Below are 19,786 nucleotides of genomic sequence, written 5' to 3' on the forward strand. Positions count from 1 at the left end.
CGGCGGCGAACTCTATGGCGCCGACACGGCGCCGGAGGGCGCGCTCTGGCTCCGCGTGATCCGCTCGCCCCATGCCCGCGCGCGCTTCACCCTTGGGGATCTTTCCGGGCTGGTCGCCGAGACGCCGGGTCTGGAAGCCGTGCTGACCGCGGCGGACATCCCCGGGGCCAACGGCTTCGGCGTCTATCCGCACATCAAGGACCAGCCGGTGCTGGCCGACGGCCAGGTGCGCTATCGCGGCGAAGCGGTTCTGGCGCTGGTGGGCGAACGGGACGCCATCTGGGCGGTCGACGAGGAGCAACTGCCGATCGCCTGGCAGGTGGAAGCGCCGGCCGGCAACGGGACCGCAGAACCGGTGCAGGCTGCCTATCCCGACAACGTGCTGGCCCGCGGTCATGTGCGCAAGGGCGACGCGGAAGAGGCACTGGCAGGTGCCGAGGTGGTGGCGGAAGGACAGTTCGCCACCCCCTTCATCGAACACGCCTACATCGAACCGGAGGCCGGCTATGCCGAGCGCCGGGGCGACAATCTGGAGCTCTGGGTCACTACCCAGGCGGCCTATATGGACCGCGACGAGACGGCGTTGCTGCTGGGGCTCGACAAGGCGCAGGTGCGGGTCATGCCCTCGGCCTGCGGCGGCGGCTTCGGAGGCAAGCTGGACCTTTCCATCCAGCCGCTCATCGGCCTCGCCGCCTGGCTGCTGGAGCGGCCGGTGCGCGGTGAGTACAGCCGCCCGGAATCCATGATGTCCTCGACCAAGCGCCACCCCTCGCGGATCACCGCCAGGGCGGGCTGCACGCGCGAGGGCAGGCTGACGGCCTTCCGCTTCGAGGGCGCCTTCGACACCGGCGCCTATGCCTCCTGGGGGCCCACGGTCTCCGACCGGGTGCCGGTGCACTGCAGCGGCCCCTACTTCGTCCCCCATGTGCTGGCCGACAGCGTGGCCATGCTCAGCAACGCGCCGCCGGCCGGCGCCTTCCGCGGCTTCGGCGTGCCGCAGTCGGCCCTGGCCCACGAGGGTCTGATGGACGAACTGGCGCAGCAGGTCGGCATGGACCCGTTGGAACTCCGCCACCTCAACGCCATCCGCGCCGGCCAGGCGACGGCGACCGGGCAGGTGCTGACGGCATCCGTCGGACTCGATCAGTGCATCGAGGCGGTGCGCGCCGACTGGCAGGCCTGGCGCGCGGCGGCGGAAGACTTCAACAAGTCCAGGGACCGGCTGCGGCGCGGGGTGGGCATCGGCTGCATCTGGTACGGCTGCGGCAACACCTCCATTTCCAATCCCTCCACCATGGCCATCGGGATCGACCGCAAGGGCGGGGTGACGCTCTACAACGGCGCCGTCGACATCGGCCAGGGCAGCAACACGGTGATGGTGCAGATCGCCGCCGATGCCCTGGGCCTGCCCGCCGGGCAGTTCCGGGTGGTGATGGGCGACACGGCGCTCACCGCCGATGCCGGCAAGACCTCTGCCTCGCGCCAGACCTTCGTCTCCGGCAACGCGGCGGCCCTGGCCGGCCGTGACCTGCGGGCGCAGATCCTGCGCCTCGCCAACGCCGGGGAGACGGCAACGCTGCAGGTCAAGGACGGCCAGATCCAGGTGAGCGACGGTGTCGCGGTCAGGACCATCGACCTCGGCGATCTGCCCGAGGGGGAGAACGGCGACGTCATCCGCGGCAGCGGCACCTTCGATCCGCCCACCTCGGCGCTGGACGAACACGGCCAGGGCGATCCCTATGCCACCTACGGCTTTGCGGCGCAGATCGCCGAGGTGGAAGTCGACATCGAAATGGGCACCGTCAAGGCGCTGCGTATGGTGGCCGCCCATGACGTCGGCCGGGCGGTCAACCCTACCCTGGTGGAAGGGCAGATCCACGGCGGTATCGCCCAGGGCCTCGGCCTCGCGCTGATGGAGGAGTACCTGCCGGGGCGCACCGAGAACCTGCACGACTATCTCATCCCCACATTCGGCGACATGCCGGAGATCAGGACCGTGCTGATCGAGGATCCGGAGCCGCTGGGCCCCTATGGCGCCAAGGGCGTCGGCGAGCACTCCCTGATCGCCACCGCGCCGGCGATCTTCGGTGGCGTCTATCAGGCGACCGGGGTGCGGCTGCGCGAAACGCCGGCGACGCCGGACCGGGTGCGTGCGGCCCTGCGCGCCGCAGGCGTCACGTGAGGACAGAGCCATGAGCGAAGCGGGCGAAACCACCAAAGCCAGACGCAGCGATCGCGACGACATCGTGGTCTGCGATGCCTGCCCGGTGCTCTGCCGCATCCGTGCGGAAAAGACCGGCGCCTGCGGGCGCTACGGCAACATCGACAACACGCTGGTGCGCATGGATCCCTTCGTGCTGGCGCGCCAGGCCGCCGAGCGCGCCGAGGAGCTGGTGCCCTTCCTCGCCAATCCCGCCGGCGGCGCCGAGTGGGACGGCAGCCTGGTGCAAGGCGGCGAAGCCTTCGTCACCGGCATCGGTGCCGGCACCACCTATCCCGACTACAAGCCGGCACCCTTCATCGTCTCCGCCGAGATCGACGGGATCGACATGGTGACCGTCGTCACCGAGGGCATCTTCAGTTACTGCGGCGTCAAGGTGAAAATCGACACCGACCGCCACCTCGGCCCGGAACAGGCGGCAGTGCGCTGCGAAGGCGAACAGGTGGGCCATGTGACAACGGCGGAGTACGGCTCCCAGATGCTGGCCCTCGGCGGGGTGCGCCACTTAACCGGCGGCAGCAAGAAGGAAGGCAACGTCACCTGCCAGACTCTGCTCTCCCTCTGCAACAAGGAAGCCGTAGAGCTGGAGATCGATGGCGGCGCGCGCCTCACCGTGCAGGCCGGCAAGGCGCCGGTGATCAACGGCGTGGAGGAGGAACGCATGCGTGTCGGTTGCGGCTCCGCCACCATCGGCATCTTCGCGCAGCAATGGCTGGGTCATGCCGACGAGGTGATCGTGGTGGACGACCACATCACCGGCGTCCTGACCGAGCACCAGGCCGGCAAGTTCCTGGACATGCCGGCCAGCGGCGTGCGGGTGCGCGGCCGCCGTTCCACCCCCGGGCGCTACTTCCAGGTGGCGGAACCCGGGGTCGGCTGGGGCGGTACCGACATCGACGATCCGCTCACCATCATCGACAAGATCGATCCCAAGACGGCCTGGCCGGGCTTGCGCCTGCTGATGGTCAGCACCACCGGCGAGCATGCCGCCTGGTTCGAGCTGGACGACGAATTGAAGCCGGTGGAGGCAGAGATGCCGGCGCCCATCCGCCTTGTGGTGGAGCGCATCGGCGAGAACTGCGAACCGGCGCTCTGCTCGGTCCTCTTCATGGCCGGCGCCGGCGGCAGCCTCAGGGCCGGGGCCACCGAGAACCCGGTGCGCCTGACCCGCTCGGTGAAGGAGTCGCTGACGCGCGTTACGGCGGGCGGCGCCCCGGCCTACGTCTGGCCAGGCGGTGGCATCACCATCATGGTCGATGCCCTGGCGATGCCGGACAACGCCTTCGGCTATGTCCCAACGCCAGCCATCGTCGGGCCCATCGAGTTCACCATGCCTTATGAGACCTATGCCGAACTGGGTGGGCATCTGGACTTCGTACAGCCGCTGGAAAGCGTGCTGCAGGAGAGCGGCACCGGCGAGCGCATCCAGATGACCGAACTGAAGGCGGAAAACCCCTGGCCATTGCAGCCGAACCGGGCCAAGGCCGGAGGCAAGGGCTGATGCGGGAGTCGATCCAGATCCGCGGCCTGCCCGACGGGCGCCTGCATCTGCACGAGGGGCCCATCGATCTGATCGTCGAGGCCTTCGGCGCGCCTCAGGAGGTGGGCCGCGCCTATGACGCTGCAGTCGCCGCCTTCCCCGCCGTCCTGCCGGATCTGGTGGCGGAGTTGCCGCAGCTTCGCCGTCCGCTCGGTGCTGACTTACCGGCGCTGCGGGGCGCTGTCGCCCAGCGCATGCTGGACGCCGCGGCGCCCCACCGTCCCGCCTTCGTCACACCCATGGCGGCGGTGGCCGGGGCCGTCGCCGATCATCTGCTGGCGGCGATGACGGAGGCGGCGGAGTTGTCGCGGGCCTACGTGAACGACGGCGGCGACATCGCGCTGCATCTGGCGCCGGGCGAGAGCCTGGCCTGCGGGCTGGTGGCGGAACTCGCCGCGCCGCGCCTCGACGGGCGGGCCGTGATCACCGCAGACATGCCGTTGCGCGGCATCGCCACTTCGGGCCGCGCCCACCTGGACCAGGGCGGACGCAGCTTTTCGTTGGGCATCGCCGATGCGGTCACGGTCTTCGCGCGGGATGCGGCGGCGGCCGACGTGGCCGCCACCCTGATTGCCAATGCTGTCGACCTGCCGGGCCACCCGGCGATCCAACGCCAACCTGCGGAGGTCCTCGATCCGGAGAGCGATCTCGCCGGCCGGGAGGTCACGGTCGCGGTGGGTACGCTACGGCAAGAAGAGATCCGTGCGGCGTTGCAACGGGGCTGCAATGTGGTGGAGCGGATGCGTGCCGAGGGCCTCATCGAGGCCGCGGCGCTGTTCCTGCGCGGCGAGGCCGAGGTGGTTGCGGCCCCCGCCGGTCTGCTGGCGGCGGCATAAGGGGGAAAAGGAAGACGGTATGCCGGTTGAGGTGCGCAGATATCAGACCAGCGTGGAGGAGATCCTTCACGAAGGCGGTCCGCCGCCGGAGCAGCCCCTCCTGGTCGGATCGGTGGCGGCGGTGATCGAGAACCCCTTCGCCGGGCGCTACGTCGAAGAGCTGCAGCCCTTCATGGACGAGCTGAAGCCCCTCGGTCTTGCCATGGCCGAGCGCCTGGTCGCCGCCCTCGGCGGCGACGCCGCCAGGGTGGAAGGCTACGGCAAGGCGACCATCGTCGGCGCCGGCGGCGAGCTGGAGCACGGCGCCCTCTGGCATGTGCCCGGCGGCTATGCCATGCGCGAGTTGCTGGGCGGCGCCATGGCCATCGTGCCGTCGTCCAAGAAGGTCGCCGACGTCGGCGCGCGCATCGACGTGCCGATCACCCACATCGATGCCTCCTACGTGCGCGGTCACTTCAACGCCATCGAAGTCGGCCTGCCCGACGCGCCGCGGCCGGAGGAACTGGTGCTGATCCTGGTGATGACCACCGGCGGGCGGATTCACGACCGCATGGGCGGGCTGCGCAAAGAAGATGTGAAAGGGGAGGACGGCCTCAGATGAGCGTCAAGGTTCGCAAGTACGTGGTCACGGTCGAGGAGACCCAGAAGGAGATCGGCAAGGCCATCGACCCGCCGGTGCGCCGGGCCGCCGCCCTGGCGGTGATCGAGAACCCCTTTGCCGAGCGCTATCAGGAAGACCTGGAAGAGCTGATGCAGATCGGCGCGGAGCTGGGGAAGGTCCTCGGCGAGAAGGCGGTGGCGGCCCTGGGCGTCGACCCTTCGGCCATCGAAAGCTACGGCAAGGCGGCCATCGTCGGCGAAGGCGGTGAACTGGAGCATGCCGCCGCCATCCTCCATCCGCGCCTCGGAAAGCCCTTGCGCCAGGCGGTGGAGAAGGGCGCGGCCCTGGTGCCCTCCTCGAAAAAGATGGGCGGGCTCGGCACGGTGATCGACGTGCCCCTGGGCCATAAGGACGCCGCCTATGTGCGCAGCCACTTCGACGGCATGGAAGTCCGCGTGCCCGATGCGCCGCGCCGCGGCGAGATCGTGGTGGCCATCGCGGTGACGGATTCCGGGCGGCCGCTGCCGCGGGTGGGCGGGCTGACCGTCGACGAGGTGAAGGGGGAGGACGGCCTGCGCTGACGCGCTTAGCCTGTTGGAGGATGGAGCGATGACCTTTGTGCGCAATGCCTGGTATGTGGCGGGATGGGCCGAGAGCTTCGGCCGCGCGCTCACGCCGCTGACCATCCTCGACGAGCCCATTGTGATCTTCCGCAGCGAAACGGGCGACGCCGTCGCACTCGCCGACGAATGCCCGCACAAGCGCCTGCCGCTCTCCAAAGGCAGGCTGAAGGGCGACACCCTGGAATGCGGCTATCACGGCCTCACCTTCGACTGCAGCGGCCAGTGCGTGCGAGTGCCGGGACAGTCCAACATTCCGCAGAGCGCCGTCGTGCGCCGCTACCCCCTGGAGGAGCGGCGGGGCATCCTGTGGATCTGGATGGGTGACGCGGAGCAGGCCGATCCCGCGCTGATCTTCGACCTGCCGGCCTTCGACGACCCGGCCTGGGCGGCGCACTTCGGCGACGCGCTCACCGTGGAGTCCAACTATCTGAACCTGGCGGAGAACCTCTGCGATCCCGCCCACGTCAGTTTCGTCCACCCCACCACCCTGGGAAACCCGGAAAGCGAGGACGTGCCCATCGAGAGCCACCGCGAAGGGCGCACGGTGGTCACCTCCCGCTGGATCCGCGACGCGCCGCCGGTGGGCTTCTTCAAGGCCTTCGGGAACTTCCAGGGCAATGTCGACCGCTGGCATTACTACTTCTTCCATGCGCCCTGCACGGCGGTGATCGACTTCGGCAGCGCGGCCAGCGATCTCGCCATTGCCGAGGAGGACCGCGACCGCGGCGTGCGGCTCTTCGCCCTGCATTTCCTGACGCCGGTGAGCGAGACCCGCACCGTGGATCACTGGATGCACCTGCGCAACATCGCCCAGGACGACGAGACCATGGGCGATCAGATGAACACACAGTTCCGCCTCGCCTTCGACGAGGACAAGGCGATCCTGGAGGCGATCCAGGAGCGAGAACGGCAGCCGCGCCGGCAGCCGCCGGTGCGCATCGCCATCGACCGCGGCGCCAACCTGCTGCGCCTGGTGATCAAGGACATGATCGAAAGCGAAGGCGGTGCCCTGGACCTGGCACCGCGGCGGGAGGGTAAGGCCGCGGAAAAAGTCGCACAGGCGGGCTCATGACATGTGGTGGGGCCGCTCGGGCGGCTCATGACGGAGTGCATAAGACGAGATTTGAACGAGAACGAGGAGGCAAAGATGGGGTTCAGGAAAGTGATTGGCATGGCGGCGCTTGCCGCCTCGGTTGCCCTTACCGGCGGTGTGCAGGCCGCCGATACCATCCGCATCGGCGACATCAACAGCTATAAGCGCCTGCCGGCGCATACCATTCCCTACCGGCAGGGCGCGGAACTGGCGATCGAGCAGATCAACGCGGCCGGCGGCGTTCTGGGCAAGCCGCTGGAGATGATCTCCCGCGACGATCAGGGCAAACCCGGCGAGGCGGTGCGCTACGCCGAGGAACTCTTCGCCAAGGAAGGCGTGGTGATGATCTCCGGCTCGCTATTCTCCCACGTCGGCCTGGCGCTCAGCGCCTACGCCGGCCAGAAGAAGCGGCTCTATCTCGCCGCCGAGCCGCTGGCCGACTCCCTGGTCTGGCAGAAGGGCAACCGCTACACCTTCCGCCTGCGCCCCAGCACCTACATGCAGGCGGCCATGCTGGCGGAAGCGGCGGCCGAGAGCGGCGCCAAGCGCTGGGCGACCATCGCGCCGAACTACGCCTACGGCAAGGACGCGGTGGCGGCCTTCAAGAAGATCCTCAAGGCCAAAAACCCCGAGGTCGAGTTTGTCGGCGAGCAGTGGCCGGCGCTCTTCAAGATCGATGCCGGCGCCGAGGTGCAGGCCCTGGAGGCGGCCAAGCCCGACGGCATCTTCAACGTCACCTTCGGCAGCGATCTCACCAAGTTCGTGCGCGAGGGCACCCTGCGCGAACTGTTCCAGAACCGCACGGTGCTGGGCCTGCTGACCGGTGAGCCGGAATACCTCGACCCGCTGGGAGCCGAGGCGCCCAAGGGCTGGATCGTCACCGGCTATCCCTGGTACGAGATCAAGAAGCCGGAACACCAGAAGTTCGTCGAGGCCTATCAGGCGAAGTTCGACGACTATCCGCGTATCGGCTCTCTGGTCGGCTACAACACCATGCTGTCCATCGCCGCGGCCATGGAGAAGGCCGGCAACACCGAGACCGAGGCCCTGGTGGAGGCCTTCAAGGGCCTCAGCCTCGACACGCCGGTGGGCCCGGTCACCTATCGCGCCATCGACCATCAGTCCACCATGGGCGCCTACGTCGGGGTGACCGACGTCAAGGACGGCAAGGGCGTAATGGTCGACTGGAGCTATCGCGACGGGGCGGCCTATCTGCCCAGCGACGAAGAGGTCCGCAAGCTTCGCGGCGCCGGCAGCTAAGGACCCTTGAGCCACGGTGCCGGGACCTGAGGCGGTCCCGGCACCGGCGGCCTGGAACCTGCATATGGGTGTTTATCTGGTACAGTTCCTGACCGGGCTGGCGAGTGCCTCGGCCCTGTTCCTGGCGGCCTCGGGCCTGTCCATCATCTTCGGGGTGACCCGGGTGGTGAACTTCGCCCACGGCTCCTTCTACATGCTGGGCGCCTACTTCGGCTTCAGCTTCGTGCAGATGGTCGGCGGTGGGGCCATCGGCTTCTGGGTGGCCCTGCTGCTCGCCGCCGTGGCGGTGGGTCTCGTCGGCCTGCTGGTGGAGCTGGTCATTCTCCGCCGGCTCTACAAGGCGCCGGAGTTGTTCCAGCTCATTGCCACCTTCGGGGTGATCCTGATCGTCCAGGATGCCGCCCTTTGGGCCTGGGGCGCCGAGGACCTGCTGGGGCCGCGGGCGCCGGGCCTCACCGGCATCGTGCGCATCATGGGCACGCCGATGCCGGTCTACGACCTGGTGCTGATCGCCGTGGGGCCGCTGGTGCTGCTGGCGCTCTGGCTGCTGTTCAACCGCACCCGCTGGGGCGTCCTGGTGCGCGCGGCGACCGAGGACCGCGAGATGGTCGGCGCCCTGGGCGTCAACCAGTCGCTGCTCTTCACCGGCGTCTTCGTGCTGGGCTCCATGCTGGCGGGCCTGGGCGGCGCCATCCAGCTTCCCAAGGGCGGCGCCGACCTGCTGATGGACTTCGGCATCCTGGCCGAGGTCTTCGTGGTCACCGTGGTCGGCGGCATGGGCTCCATCTTCGGGGCCTTCCTGGCCGCCGTGCTGATCTCCCAGTTGAACACCTTCGGCATCCTGATCTGGCCCGGCGGCACCCTGGTGCTGATGTTCATCCTGATGGCGGTGATCCTGATCGTGCGGCCCACCGGTCTGCTGGGCCGGCCGGAGACCGTGGGTCACAAGGCCGCCGCCGGCTTCGAACAGGCGCTGCGCCCCGCCGGCCCCCACTACAAGCTCTTCGTCGGGGGCCTGCTGGCCTGCCTGGCGGCCGCGCCGGTTTTCGTCGACGAGTTCCAACTCGTCCTCATCACCGACATCATGGTGCTGGCGCTTTTCGCCACCAGCCTGCATTTCCTCATGAGCACTGGCGGGCTGGTGTCCTTCGGGCATGCCGCCTTCTACGGCGGCGGCGCCTACACCGCGGCCCTGCTGGTCACCTACGCCGCCTCGCCCTTCGAGCTTGCCCTGCTCCTGGCGCCGCTGGGGGCCGGGATGCTGGCGCTGGTCATCGGCTGGTTCTGCGTGCGCCTCTCCGGCGTCTACTTCGCCATGCTGACCCTGGCCTTCGCCCAGGTCGCCTGGTCCGTCGCCTTCCAGTGGTCGGAGGTGACCAACGGCGACGACGGCCTGCTGGGCATCTGGCCCTCGCTCTGGGCTTCGGGCACCCAGGTCTTCTACTACCTGGCCCTGGTCTTCTGCGTCGGCGGCATCTTTCTGATTCGCCGGGTGGTCTTCGCGCCCTTCGGCTACGGCCTGCGGGCGACCCGGGATTCGACCCTGCGCGCCGCGGCCATCGGCATCGACATCAAGCGCCAGCAACTCATGGCCTTCGTCTTCGCCGGTGCCATGGCGGGCCTCGCCGGCGGGCTCTTCGCCTTCTCCAAGGGCTCGGTCTTTCCCGACGAGATGTCCATCCCGCGCTCCTTCGATGCGCTGCTGATGGTGCTGCTGGGCGGCGTGGAATCGCTGTCGGGGCCCTTCGTCGGCGCCGCCGCCTTCACCTATCTGCACGACGAGCTGATCACCTTCGAATACTGGCGCCTGCTGGTGGGCTCGACCATCGTGGCGCTGGTGCTCCTCTTCCCGCAGGGGCTGGCGGGGGCCGCCAAGCACCATCTCGGACGTTTCCTGAAGCTGGAGGCCGACCCCGAGGCGGCGGCGCCGTCGCCACGACGAAAGGCGCGGGAGGCATGAGCGCGCCCTCGACCATCGAGCGGGCGACCGACCTGCCGAGCCTGGCAGTGCGCAACCTCAACAAGGCCTTCGGCGGCGTGCAGGCGGTACGCGATGTCAGCTTCGATCTTGCCGAGGGGGAACTCTTGGCCCTGATCGGCCCCAATGGCGCCGGCAAGAGCACCTGTTTCAACATGCTGAACGGCCAGATCCCGGCCGACAGCGGCTCGGTGCGCCTGGCCGGCGAGGAACTGCTGGGCTATGCGCCGGCGGAGATCTGGCGGCGCGGCGTCGGGCGTACCTTTCAGATCACCGCCACCTTTCCCTCCATGACCGTGGCGGAGAACGTCGCCATGGTGCTGATGAGCCAGCAGCGCGAGCTCTTCAGCTTCTTCAGGTCGGCCACCCATCGCCACCGCGACAGGGCCATGGAGCTGTTGGATCTGGTGGGCATGACCGGACAGGCCGACCGCCCCTGCGGCGTGCTCTCCTACGGCGATCTGAAGCGGGTGGAGTTGGCCGTCGCCCTGGGCAACACGCCGCGGGTCCTGCTGATGGACGAGCCCACCGCCGGCATGGCGCCGCGCGAGCGCCTGGAGCTCATGGGCCTGGCGGCCCGGCTGGTGGGCGACCTCGGCATTTCGGTGCTGTTCACCGAGCACGACATGGACATCGTCTTCGGCCATGCCGACCGCATCATCGTGCTCAGCCGCGGCGCCCTCATCGCCGAAGGCAACGCCGAGCAGATCCGCAACGATCCCCTGGTGCTGAAGACCTATCTCGGCGAGGGCCAGATCTATGGCCAGGCGGAAGACTAGATCATGCTGAGCGTCGAGAAGATCCACAGCTACTACGGCCAGGCCCACATCCTGAGCGACGTCTCGCTGGCGCTGGCGCCGGGCGAGATCGTGGTGCTGATCGGGCGCAACGGCGCCGGCAAGTCCACCACCATCAAGTCGATCATGGGCATGGTGAAGGTCACGGAAGGGCAGATCCGTTTCGGCGGCGACGACCTGATGGGCGAGCCGCCGCACCGCATCGCCCAGCGTGGCATCGGCTATGTACCGGAGGAACGCCGCGTCTTCACCCGCCTGACGGTGCTGGAGAACCTCGAGGCCGGGCGCCAGCCGGCGCGCGGCGGCGCGCCGCACTGGCAGGCCGAGGATCTCTTCGCCCTCTTTCCCAACCTGGCCGAGGCGCGCCACCGCCTCGCCGGCACCTTGAGCGGCGGCGAACAGCAGATGCTGACCATCGCCCGCACCCTGATGGGCAACCCCGGCTGTATCCTGCTGGACGAGCCCTCGGAGGGCCTGGCCCCGGTGGTGGTGGAGCAGATCATCGAGGTGATCAAGCAGATCAAGACCCAGGGGCTGCCGATCCTGCTGTCGGAGCAGAACCTCTACTTCGCCTCTCTGGTCAGCGACCGGGCCTATGTGATCGAGACCGGCCGCATCCGCTTCTCCGGCACCATGCAGGAGCTTCAGGAGAATGCGGAGATCCGCCGGCAGTACCTTGCGGTCTGAACAAGCGTGGAACGACGGCTACGAACGGTGACGCCATGAGCGACAAGAAAAACGACAAACTGGTGATCCAGAACATCGGCCTCCTGCTCTCCGGCGACCTGGAAAAGCCGATCCTCGATGCCGATACCCTGGTGGTCGTGGACGGCAGGATCGCCGAGGTCGGCAAGGCCGCGGAGGTCGATACCGGCAACGCCGCCGTCACCGTCGACGCCAAGGGCACGGCGGTCACGCCGGGGCTGATCGACAGCCACGTGCACCCGGTGTTCGGCGACTGGACGCCGCGCCAGAGCCAGCTCAACTGGATCGACAGCTTCCTGAACGGCGGCGTCACCACCATGATTTCTGCCGGGGAAGTGCACCTGCCGGGCCGGCCCAAGGACATCGTCGGCCTCAAGGCCCTGGCGGTCACGGCGCAGCGCGCCTTTTTCAACATGCGCCCGGGCGGGGTGAAGGTCCATGCCGGCGCCCCGGTGATCGAAAAGGGCATGGTGGAGGAGGACTTCAAGCAGATGGCCGAGTCCGGTGTGAAGCTTCTGGGCGAGGTCGGCCTGGGCGGCGTGAAGCAGGGCGAGGAGGCCAAGCAGATGGTGGCCTGGGCGCGCAAGTACGGCATCCAGAGCACCATCCACACCGGCGGCCCCTCGATCCCCGGCTCCGGCCTCATCGATGCCGACGTGGTGCTGGAGGCCGATGCCGATGTGATCGGCCACATCAACGGCGGCCACACCGCCCTTCCCCTCGACCAGATCCGCTGTCTCTGCGAGCAGTGCACGCGGGCCGTGGAGATCGTCCACAACGGCAACGAACTGGCCGGGCTCTATGCCATGCGCACCACCATGGAGCTGGGCCAGACCGAGCGCATCATTCTCGGCACCGACTCCCCGGCGGGTTCGGGCGTGCAGCCCTTGGGCATCCTGCGCATGATCGCGCTGCTCTCCTCGGTCGGCGAGGTGCCGGCGGAAACCGTGTTCTGCTTTGCCACCGGCAACACCGCGCGGATGCGCGAGCTCGACTGCGGGCTGATCGAGGTGGGCCGTGCCGCCGACTTCGTGATCATGGACCGCGCCCAGCACACCGCCGGCAAGGACCTGCTGGACTCGGTCCGCCTCGGCGACCTGCCGGGGATCTCCATGGTGATCATCGACGGTGTGGTGCGCTGCCGGCGCTCGCGCAACACCCCGCCGGCGACAACCCTGGCGGAGGTCCTGTGATGGCGCGCCGATGGACTTTATGACGAGGCGGATAGATGGCTGAGCTGGGCGAACCGGGATCTTCCCTGACCGCGGTCGCGGAAGGCGGCGACTATCGCCTGGAGGAGCAGATCGGGTTTCTGCTGCGCCGCGCGCACCAGTACGCCAGCGATGTCTTCCAGGCGCGCATTGGCGCCCTGAACCTGACTCCGCAGCAGTTCTCGGTGCTGGTCACCTTGCTGAGGAACCGCGAGCTGGCGCAGACCAAGCTCGGCGAGGTCGTGGCGATGGACCCGGCGACGGTCCTGGGGGTGGTGCAGCGCCTCGCCCAGCGTGGCCTCGTCGCCGTGCGCACCGACCCGGCGGACGGGCGCCGCCGCCTCGTTCAACTGACCCGCGACGGCCACGAAATGGCCCGCGATCTGGTGGTCATCGGCCCCGAGATTTCCCGCGAGACCCTGGCCGGCCTCAACCCGGACGAACAGCGCGAACTCTTGCGCCTGCTGGACCTTCTGGGGCAGAAGGGTTGATAACGGCCCAGGGCGTCGGGCCAAACAATGGGACAGCCGGCATCGCGGTGACCGGCAAAGGGGGTGTCCATGGTCGAATATCTGATAGCGCGCAATGCCGACTGGGCGGCCGAGCGGGTCGAACAGGATCCCGATTACTTCAAGCGGCTGTCCGGGCCCCAGCACCCGCGGTATCTCTGGATCGGCTGCTCGGACAGCCGTGTGCCGGCCAACGTCATCGCCGGCCTGGAGCCGGGTGAGGTCTTCGTTCACCGCAACGTCGCCAATCTGATGCACCCGGGGGATCTCAACTGCCTTTCGGTGCTGCAGTACGCCGTCGAGGCCCTTCAGATCCAGAAGATCATCGTCTGTGGTCACTACGGCTGCGGCGGCGTCAACGCGGCGGTCGACGAGCGGCGGCACGGCCTCATCGACCACTGGCTCCAGCCCATTCGCGACATCGCCGAGCGCAGCACGGAGGAAATGAGCCAATTCGCCGACGAAGGCCAGCGGATGAACCGCCTCTGCGAGCTGAACGTCATCGCCCAGGTGCGGCGGGTGGCGGAAACGCCCATCGTGCGCGATGCCTGGGCGCGCGGACAGGAACTGTCGGTCCACGGCCTGATCTACGGCTTGAGTAACGGACGGTTGCGCGATCTCGACTGCGGCTTCGACGCGCCGCCGCAACACTAAGCGCTCTCCTATCTTCGTCGTTACCGGCGCGCTCGTCGCGGCGTGGGTTTGCGCTTGCGCGACCTGAACTGGCCATCGGCAATTCCGAAAAATAATTGTCCGCTCTGCATCCAGGCGGGGGCGTGCCGCCGTTAGGGCTAGCAGAAGGCGCGGTCCGGTGGGGCTTGCCGTTCCCCGACCGCCTCGGCCGGTTCTGCGGATCGTCGCCTTCGCCCGATTTCTTATCTCATGCAGAGTCTAGGAGAGATTTCATGGCATCCATTGATACCAGAACCGTTCCGGAGATTGTTCCGGCGCGCCGGCGCTTCTTGCAGGGCGCCGGCAAGGCGAGCCTTTCGGCCACCGCGGTAGCGCTGCTGATCGGCTGCGAAACCATGGCCAGTTCCGCCAGCCGCCAGGGCGCGAGCGACCCCAAGAAGGACGTGTCGATCCTCAACGTGGCGCTGGGCCTGGAGCACGAGGCCATCAACGCCTATCAGCTCGGTGCCGAGAGCGGCCTCCTGTCCCAAGAGGTCTTGCCGGTGGCCGTGCTCTTCCAGAGCCATCACAAGGAACACCGCGACGCCCTGATGGCGACCATCAAGACGCTGGGCGGCGCACCGGTCGAGGAGAAGGCCATCGGCGAGTACGCCAAGGCGCTGGGCGCCGGCGGCCTGAAGACCCAGGGCGATGTCCTCACCCTCGCCGCGCGCCTCGAACGGGGTGCGGCCAACGCCTATCTCGGCGTGATCCCCGCCTTCGCCGATCCGGCCCTTGCCAAGGTCTCCGGCCGTCTCGCCGCCGACGAGACCATGCACTGGGCGCTGCTCGCCTCGGCGCTGGGTCAGCCGGTTCCCGAAAAGGCCTTGAGCTTCGGGGTCTGACGCCTGGCGCTCGCGCGGACCGGTGACGCGGCCAGAGTGGTCCCGGCACCGGTCCGGCGGTCTGCCCGCATGCGGGAGAGAAGAATGGTCAAACCTGTTTTGCACCTCATCGGCTGTCTTGCGCTGGCTTTGCCCATGCTTGCCGCGGCGGGCGAAAGCCGGGGCGAGATGGCGGAAGTGGGTGATGCCGAGCGCGGCGCGCTGATCTACGACAGCCGCTGTATCGGCTGCCATTCGCTGGCGGCCAACCGCATCGGCCCGCGGCACAACGACGTCTTCGGCCGGGAAATCGGTTCGCTGAAGGATTTCGACTACTCGGAGGCGCTGCAGAAGGCCGGCGGCACCTGGGATCGCGCCGCGCTCGATCTCTGGCTGGCCGATCCGGAAGCCTACCTGCCGGGCCAGCGGATGAACTTCATGGTCTCCGAACCGCAGGACCGGGCCGACCTCATTGCCTTTCTGCAACAGGAGGCTGAGCGGTGAGGTGGTGACCGGGGTAATCAGAAATGCAAAGACCGACCGAGGGGGTATGGGGCATAATGATCGCTTACATGGGGGAGAGCCCGGCGCTCGGAATGAAGGGCTCATCTGAAGTCGCGGAGCTGGATCCGCTGCAAGACCTGCTGGCCGCCACTGCAAGGGGCGACCGCTCGGCCTTTCGCCGCGTGTATCAGCTCACCGCATCGCGGCTCTATCCCATCGCCCTGCGCCTGCTCTCGCGCCGCGACGCCGCCGACGAGGTCTTGCAGGAGGCCTTTGTGCTGGTCTGGCGCAAGGCGGCGCAGTACCGGGCGGACAAGGGCCGCCCGATCGCCTGGATGACCACCATCGTGCGCAACTGCGCCATCGACCGGCTGCGCAGTGAGGCCCGCGAGCCCCGCAATCCGGAGCCCTGGGACGAGGCGGCGGAAGCCAAGGCGGACCCCTCGGTGTCGCGCCTGCCGCCGCCGGACCACAGCGACCCCGGCTTGCGGAAGTGTCTGGAGGCCCTGCAGGAAAATCAGCGACAGGCCATTCTGTTGGCCTACTATCATGGTCTGACCCATGAGGAACTCTCGGCCCGGATGGAGGTGCCCCTCGGTACCGTGAAAAGTTGGGTCCGCCGCGGTTTGCTGCAACTTCGGGAATGCTTGGGGTAATGGCTTCGGGACGCATGACCAAGGACGAACTGGATCTGCTGGCGGCGGAGTATGTCTTGGGGACGCTCGATCCTGAGGCCCGGGCGCGCACCGGCAAATCGCTGGCGACGGACATGGCCCTGCAGGAAGCCGTTCAGCGCTGGGAGCAGCGCTTGTCCGGCCTGGCCGCGGAGCCGGGCTCCGAGGAACCGCCGTCGGCGGTCTGGGAAGGGATCGAGGCTGCAATCGAGAGTTCCGGCGCCGGGGGACCGGTCTCGAAGCGGGAACGTTTTTCCATTGCCGTGCGGGCTTCCGAGGGGGAGTGGAAGCCTGTCGCCGAGGGCATTGAGAAGAAGTCGCTCTTCATCGACCGTGAAGAAGGCTTCGAGGCCTTTCTGCTGCGCTTTGCCGCGGGGGCGGTGTTGCCGCCGCACCCGCACCGCATGACCGAGGAGTGCATCGTGCTTGAAGGCGAGGTCGAAATCGGCGGGGTGCGCCTGACGGCCGGCGACTATCACGTGATTTCCGCCGGGGTTCCGCACCCGGCGATCTCAAGTCCCAAAGGCGGTCTTTTCTACGTGCGTGGAGAGTTGCGCAACGCCGGCTAGAGCAGATCCTGGTTCGATGGAATCGCGGGAGCGATCCATTGAGCCTGGTGAATCTGCTCTATTTCTTGAGTGTAGAGCGGATTCACATGTTTAGACGCAAACACGAGAGTGTTTCCGTCTAAACATGATCCGCTCTAGAGTGTTTCACGTTTTGACGGCACCAGCCCGCTCCGCCGCCCGGCCACCCATAGGATACTGGTGCTGGGTGGCCGGGCGGGGGAGCGGGCCGGAACCGCTTCGACGCAAGTCGAAAACGCTATGGCACCCGGCATCGAACCGCGACACTTCACCGCGATCGCTAGACTTGGAAGGGCATTCCGTTCGTTATGGCATCCGATACACGCAGGCGGTCAGAACTCCTCGCTGCGGAGTTCGTCCTCGGCACCCTCGATGCGGCCGCTTTCCGGCGCGCGGCCCTTCGTTTCGATCAAGACGAAGGCTTTGCGCGCCTGGTGGACCGCTGGGCCGAGCGGCTGGAGCCGCTGGCCGCAACGCTTCCGCCGCAGGCCCCTGAGGCGGCGGTCTGGGCGCGCATCGACCGTGCGCTCGACCGTGACGAAAAACCTAAAGCGAAGACAAGGACGGCGCCGACGCGTCCCTGGGTCCGGCGCTTCGCCTGGGGCGGCGCTGCGCTGGCCGCGGCCTTCGCGCTTTTGCTGCTGGTCACCGGCGATCCCGGACCGGCGCCGCTGCAGGCCGTGGCACAGCTCCGGCCCGAAAGCGGCGCCTACACCTGGATCATCGGCGTCGACCGGGATGCGGGCGCACTGACCATCCGCCGCGAGGGGGCCGCGCCCAACCGGCCGCAGGCCTCGCTCGAACTCTGGTTGATCGCCGAGGGCGGCGGCCCGCGCTCCCTCGGCCTGCTGCCGCAAGGGACCGAGACGACCTTGGCGCTGCCGCCTGATGCTCTGGAAGACCTGCTCCCGGGGGCAACCCTCGCGGTCAGTCTGGAGCCCCTGGGGGGTTCGCCCGGCGGGGCACCGACAGGCCCGGTGCTGGCCTCGACGAGGTTGCTGCGGCCCTAGCCCTCAGCATCCACAAGCGCTCTTCGCGCAGGGGCTGTGTCGGACTTCTCCTGCCGTTCTGCCATCTATTGGGATCAATGGCTTGTAGGCGGAGTCTGCACCCTAGGGGTGATTGTCTCACCGTGCGGCGAAGGGCTCCGCGGCACGGTCATCTCATGGAGATCAAAGCGACAAGAAGCTGACACGTAACCGTCACCTCCCTTTGGCATTGGTGGATCGCCGTAGTACCGGGCACGGTGATCTTCCTGACCACGCTCTCCATCAGTCTCCTGGGCGACTGGCTGCGCGACCGCCTCGACCCGACCCTGCGGTAAGAGCCCTGACGGGAGCCGTGCTACTCGGCGGCGCGGGGCAGACTGTCCGTGGCGGTGACCGGGACGGCGGTGCGGCCCTCGCGGCGGTGCAGGCCGCCGCTGGCGAAATAGCCGGTGAGGGAGCGGTTGGCGTGGGCGAGGCGCAGGGAGAGCATGCGCTGGGCCATCTCCGCCAGATATTCGGCAAAGGCCGGGTCGTCGGCCAGGTTGTCGAATTCGTCGGGGTCGTTCTCCAGGTCGAAGAGCAGCGGCGGCAGGGCGGCGAAGTGCACGTACTTCCAGCGCGCCGTCTGATAGACCGCCAGGCAGCAGTCGTCCATTTCGATCCCGAAGCGAGCCTCGACGCTGGGGTCCAGCACCTCGCGGAAGTCGAACTCGTAGTGCACGCCCTGGCGCCAGCCTTCGGGGTGTCGGCCCTGGCAGAACGGCAGCAGGGAGTGGCCGTCGCACTGCCGCGGGACCGCTTGGCCGAGCCAGTCCAGGATCGTCGGCATCACGTCCACCGACTCGGTGAAGGCCTCCACCACGCTGCCGCGGGTCGCCGGGTCGGCGCCGGGATCGCAGACGATCAGCGGGATGTGGTAGCTGTCGCTGAAGTAGCCGGTTTTGCCCAGCAGGTGGTGGTTGCCGAGCTGTTCGCCGTGGTCGCAGGTGAAGACGATCAGGGTGTTGTCGATCTCTCCGCTTTGCTCCAGCTCGTCGAGGATGCGCCCGAGGTTGTGGTCGACCTCGGAAATGAGGCCGTAGTAGTGGGCGCGGATCTGCCGGACTTCCACCTCCTCCAGCTCGGCGGCGGGGCCGCTGCGGTTTTCCATGAACATCGCCTGGTCGATGCGGTCGAGCAGCAGCTTCAGCAGCGGATGCTGCTCGGCTTCTTCCTTGCGACTTGCCGCGCGGACCGGCCCCCGCAGGGTCGCGGGGTCGTAGAGCCGCAGGAACTCCTCGGACGCGCAGAACGGCGGATGCGGCCGGTAGAGCCCGTAGTGCAGGAACCAGGGTTGCCCCTTCGCGTGACGGATGTACTCCAGCGCGCCGTCGGTGAACCAGGCGGTGTCGCTCTGCGCGCTGTCGATGGGCGATGGTAGGTCCAGCCGGCCGTCGGGTCCGCGTTTGGGGTACTCCGGGTTCCAGAGATCTTCCTGGGTTTCGGGGATGGCATAGCCATGGCTGCGCAGCCAGGAGAAATAGGGGTCCTTCTGCGGGGCGAAGGAGCGGATCACGCGCCAGTCGTCCATCAGATCGCCATGGGTCTCGTAGCGCGGATCCCCGGCGGCGGTGAACCGCGGGTCGGGGGTCGTGGTGGTATAGCCGGTGAGCGCCGGGTCGTAGCCGGCGCGCCGCAGCGCCCGCGGCAGGGTGGTCAGCATGGCATCCAGCGGCGTGCCGTTGCGGGTGACGCGGTGGGTCATCAGGTAGGTGCCGGTCAGCAGCGAAGCGCGGGCCGGCCCGCAGGGTACAGCCTGGCAATAGTGGTTGCGGAAGGTGATGCCGCGCGCGGCCAGGCGCGAGACGTTGGGGGTCTTGACCTCGGGATGGCCGAGATGCTGAAGGCTGTCACCACGCCACTGGTCGACGACGATCAGCAAAACCGATTTGTTCATCAGAGACTCGACTCCCCTTTGCTGCGGAGACTTGAACACTACCCTGGATCGGCGGCGCTTTTGTGACAAGGCATGGTGGAGCAAATACTGCTCTGGCAGGTTGTTGGAAAAATGGGTGCATCAAGCACGCCACACTTCGAGACGCGGTTCTGCGAACCGCTCCTCAGGGTGAGGCGAGGTGTTGGCCTGATTGACCTCATGGTGAGGAGCCCCCTTGGAACAAGGG

The 19,786-nt window shown here is 67.9% G+C and carries 19 protein-coding genes; 18 read left to right on the top strand and 1 reads right to left on the bottom strand.

The annotated features are described in order from the left end of the window. From Q0996_RS15730 to Q0996_RS15815, 18 genes are all read left to right on the top strand, one after another. Window positions 1-2,182: xanthine dehydrogenase family protein molybdopterin-binding subunit (locus Q0996_RS15730; protein WP_299621714.1), on the top strand; the 2,182-nt coding region annotated here is incomplete at its 5' end. Between the two features lie 10 nt (window positions 2,183-2,192). Continuing rightward, the gene (locus Q0996_RS15735; RefSeq protein ID WP_299621717.1) at window positions 2,193-3,722 is read left to right on the top strand and encodes a 6-hydroxynicotinate reductase; all 1,530 of its coding nucleotides are present in this window, start codon (window positions 2,193-2,195) and stop codon (window positions 3,720-3,722) included. After that, window positions 3,722-4,597, top strand: a complete 876-nt coding sequence (locus Q0996_RS15740) for a UPF0280 family protein (RefSeq protein ID WP_299621719.1) — start codon at window positions 3,722-3,724, stop codon at window positions 4,595-4,597. The genes Q0996_RS15735 and Q0996_RS15740 overlap by 1 nt, the downstream gene beginning before the upstream one ends. A gap of 19 nt (window positions 4,598-4,616) precedes the next feature. Continuing rightward, window positions 4,617-5,198: an amino acid synthesis family protein gene (locus Q0996_RS15745; protein ID WP_299621722.1), complete on the top strand. Its 582-nt coding sequence runs from the start codon at window positions 4,617-4,619 to the stop codon at window positions 5,196-5,198. Then, complete coding sequence (locus Q0996_RS15750; protein WP_299621725.1) at window positions 5,195-5,779, top strand: amino acid synthesis family protein; 585 nt, start codon at window positions 5,195-5,197, stop codon at window positions 5,777-5,779. The genes Q0996_RS15745 and Q0996_RS15750 overlap by 4 nt, the downstream gene beginning before the upstream one ends. 28 nt (window positions 5,780-5,807) lie before the next feature. Next, on the top strand, window positions 5,808-6,893 hold the full coding sequence (locus tag Q0996_RS15755; RefSeq protein WP_299621728.1) for an aromatic ring-hydroxylating dioxygenase subunit alpha: 1,086 nt from the start codon (window positions 5,808-5,810) through the stop codon (window positions 6,891-6,893). Window positions 6,894-6,968: 75 nt separating this feature from the next. Further along, window positions 6,969-8,174, top strand: coding sequence for an ABC transporter substrate-binding protein (locus Q0996_RS15760; RefSeq protein ID WP_322096726.1), 1,206 nt, complete (start codon window positions 6,969-6,971; stop codon window positions 8,172-8,174). A 16-nt stretch (window positions 8,175-8,190) separates the two neighbouring features. Further along, window positions 8,191-10,134, top strand: a complete 1,944-nt coding sequence (locus Q0996_RS15765) for an ABC transporter permease (RefSeq protein WP_299621731.1) — start codon at window positions 8,191-8,193, stop codon at window positions 10,132-10,134. Then, window positions 10,131-10,931, top strand: coding sequence for an ABC transporter ATP-binding protein (locus Q0996_RS15770; RefSeq protein WP_299621734.1), 801 nt, complete (start codon window positions 10,131-10,133; stop codon window positions 10,929-10,931). Before Q0996_RS15765 ends, Q0996_RS15770 begins: the two co-directional genes overlap by 4 nt. A 3-nt stretch (window positions 10,932-10,934) precedes the next feature. Beyond that, complete coding sequence (locus tag Q0996_RS15775; RefSeq protein ID WP_322096727.1) at window positions 10,935-11,636, top strand: ABC transporter ATP-binding protein; 702 nt, start codon at window positions 10,935-10,937, stop codon at window positions 11,634-11,636. Between the two features lie 35 nt (window positions 11,637-11,671). Next, window positions 11,672-12,847, top strand: a complete 1,176-nt coding sequence (locus Q0996_RS15780; protein WP_299621737.1) for an amidohydrolase family protein — start codon at window positions 11,672-11,674, stop codon at window positions 12,845-12,847. Window positions 12,848-12,882: 35 nt separating this feature from the next. Continuing rightward, the gene (locus tag Q0996_RS15785; protein WP_299621740.1) at window positions 12,883-13,356 is read left to right on the top strand and encodes a MarR family winged helix-turn-helix transcriptional regulator; all 474 of its coding nucleotides are present in this window, start codon (window positions 12,883-12,885) and stop codon (window positions 13,354-13,356) included. 69 nt (window positions 13,357-13,425) lie between these two features. Next, window positions 13,426-14,028 (top strand): carbonic anhydrase, encoded by a 603-nt coding sequence (locus Q0996_RS15790; protein WP_299621743.1) that lies wholly within the window; start codon window positions 13,426-13,428, stop codon window positions 14,026-14,028. A 251-nt stretch (window positions 14,029-14,279) separates the two neighbouring features. After that, window positions 14,280-14,891 carry a ferritin-like domain-containing protein gene (locus Q0996_RS15795; protein WP_299621746.1) on the top strand — a complete coding sequence of 204 codons (612 nt, stop codon included), beginning with the start codon at window positions 14,280-14,282 and terminating at the stop codon, window positions 14,889-14,891. An 84-nt stretch (window positions 14,892-14,975) separates the two neighbouring features. Then, window positions 14,976-15,374: a cytochrome c family protein gene (locus Q0996_RS15800; protein WP_299621749.1), complete on the top strand. Its 399-nt coding sequence runs from the start codon at window positions 14,976-14,978 to the stop codon at window positions 15,372-15,374. Window positions 15,375-15,466: 92 nt separating this feature from the next. After that, on the top strand, window positions 15,467-16,030 hold the full coding sequence (locus Q0996_RS15805; RefSeq protein WP_299621752.1) for a sigma-70 family RNA polymerase sigma factor: 564 nt from the start codon (window positions 15,467-15,469) through the stop codon (window positions 16,028-16,030). Next, a complete protein-coding gene (locus Q0996_RS15810) occupies window positions 16,030-16,617 on the top strand; it encodes a cupin domain-containing protein (RefSeq protein ID WP_299621755.1) in 588 nt (195 codons plus the stop codon). The genes Q0996_RS15805 and Q0996_RS15810 overlap by 1 nt, the downstream gene beginning before the upstream one ends. A 326-nt stretch (window positions 16,618-16,943) precedes the next feature. Beyond that, window positions 16,944-17,645 carry an anti-sigma factor gene (locus Q0996_RS15815; protein ID WP_299621757.1) on the top strand — a complete coding sequence of 234 codons (702 nt, stop codon included), beginning with the start codon at window positions 16,944-16,946 and terminating at the stop codon, window positions 17,643-17,645. 334 nt (window positions 17,646-17,979) lie between these two features. Here Q0996_RS15815 and Q0996_RS15825 read toward each other — a convergent pair whose 3' ends face one another. Beyond that, on the bottom strand, window positions 17,980-19,560 hold the full coding sequence (locus Q0996_RS15825) for an alkaline phosphatase family protein (protein WP_299621760.1): 1,581 nt from the start codon (window positions 19,558-19,560) through the stop codon (window positions 17,980-17,982). Window positions 19,561-19,786 lie beyond the last annotated feature (226 nt).

The organism is Pelagibius sp. (assembly GCF_028289705.1).
Classification (GTDB): Bacteria; Pseudomonadota; Alphaproteobacteria; order Kiloniellales; family Kiloniellaceae; genus Pelagibius.